The 2,079-nt window shown below is 41.3% G+C and carries 2 protein-coding genes; both read left to right on the top strand.

Annotation, left to right across the window (positions count from 1 at the left end; translation table 11 throughout):
- A partial coding sequence (locus AC1DPQ_RS25985) for a sugar phosphate isomerase/epimerase family protein (protein ID WP_477611336.1) occupies positions 1–549 on the top strand: 549 nt, incomplete at its 5' end.
- A gap of 620 nt (positions 550–1,169) precedes the next feature.
- Positions 1,170–2,079 (top strand): Gfo/Idh/MocA family protein (locus AC1DPQ_RS25980; RefSeq protein ID WP_477611335.1); only part of this gene is annotated, 910 nt, incomplete at its 3' end.

Below are 2,079 nucleotides of genomic sequence, written 5' to 3'. Positions count from 1 at the left end.
GGGTATGCCGTGGGCCCTATATACACCAAAAATAAAGAAGAGATCGATAATGCATTCGATTATGCAAAAAGGGTTGGTGTTGATTTGTTGATCGGAATTCCAGCGCATGCTGACCTGGAGTATGTTGCCCAAAAGACAAAAGAATATAATATTCGTTATGCCATTCATAATCATGGCCCCCAGGATAAACTATATCCAAATGCAGAAAGTATCTACAACCTCATTAAAAACCTGGATCAACGTGTTGGTATATGCTTTGATATGGGGCATAACAAAAGAGATGGGCGGGATTCGGTTGCAGACCTTCAGAAATTCTCGAAACGGATTTTCGATATGCATTTAAAGAATGTAACCGTAGCCGCAAATGAAGGCACCACCTGTGAACTCGGCCGTGGCGTAATTGATATCCCTGCATTCGTAAAAATGCTGAGAAAGGTTAATTACCAGGGCTGCTGTAGTTTAGAATATGAAAAAGACATGAAAGATCCCCTGGCAGGAATAGCTGAATCTGTTGGCTATTTTAGGGGTGTTTGCGATGGTACCCGCTAGTTCTGTTTGCGATTGATAGTAATTAATGATTGATATGCGGTCTTTTCCTTCGGCCGCATATCAATTTATACCCCTGTTTGGAAAGAATCTGCGTGCATAATCCTACTAACCTGAACTCGATTAATAACATGCCTTTAAAGATCTTCTGTAGATATTTCAACTCACTGTCGTCACTCTGTCCCGAATGTTCGGGATCAGGGTCTATCTAGCAGGAAAGATGCTGACCACGTAGTAGCTACAAGACAATTGAAAACACTATTTCTACTTGTAAAACAAGTTCAGCATGACGATCGCGTTAGGAAAAAGAGACTAAAAATTGATCACAACGGGTAAATATTAATCGAACTAAGGTTACTAAGTAACAATCAAATTGAATGTGAACTGGGGCCAGGATCGGTAAGATTAGATCGGTACTACAGAGACGCCAATAGCTTTCTTGAATTATAACTGTCAAAATCAATTTGTAGTTTAGACAAGGCCGCAAATCATATCGTGAAAACTAAATGTAACTGGTAGGTGTTAGGTATCATGAAGTAAATCAGTTAATTAAGTGGTAAAAATGGATAATGGCACATATTGCTTAAATTTTTGCTAATTAGCTACATAGCCACAGGATAAATATGAATACCAGAAGAGATTTTCTACAAAAAATGGGCGCATCAGCATTGATGCTGCAATTGGGATCAATATCGGCATTTGCGAACGCTCCCGACCAAATTGAACAGCCTTACCAGGGTAGGGTACTCCGAGTAGCCATCATGGGTTTAGGTGGATATGGCACCCGTGTAGCAGAAGCTATGCAGGCCAGTACCAAGGCGAAGCTGGTTGGTGTAATTAGCGGTACACCTTCAAAAATTAAAGAGTGGCAAACGAAATACAACATCCCGGAAAAGAATTGTTATAACTATGACAACTTCGATGAGGTAAAAAATAATCCGGATATAGATGCGATTTATGTGATTACGCCAAATGCACTGCACCATAGTCAGGTTATCCGTGTAGCAAAAGCAGGAAAACATGCCATATGCGAGAAACCGATGGCATTGAATGCCAAAGAGGGACAAGAGATGCTTGATGCTTGTAAAAAAGCAAATGTAAAGTTACTGGTTGGCTATAGGTTACATTTTGAACCCCGTACATTGGAGGTGATCCGAATGAGAAATGCGGGCGACTTCGGTAAGATCATGTTTTTTCAGGGACAATGTGGTTTTAAAATAGGCGATCCTACGCAATGGCGATTAAACAAAGCGCTTGCCGGCGGGGGATCAATGATGGATATTGGAATCTATGCAATTAACGGAGCAAGGTATATGCTGGGCGAAGAGCCGATCTGGGTGACGGCCCAGGAAACCAAGACCGATCCCGTAAAGTTTAAAGAAGGTGTAGATGAAACCATACAATTTCAATTGGGTTTCCCGAGCGGTGCGGTAGCCTCTTGCTTGTCTAGTTATAACATTAATTACCTGGATAGATTTTTTATGAGTGGCGACAAAGGATTTGCAGAAATGCAACCTTCTACCGGTTATGGCC

It is taken from the genome of Pedobacter sp. 01T416_2, from assembly GCF_056398925.1.
This window is presented reverse-complemented; position numbering and strand designations above follow the sequence as displayed.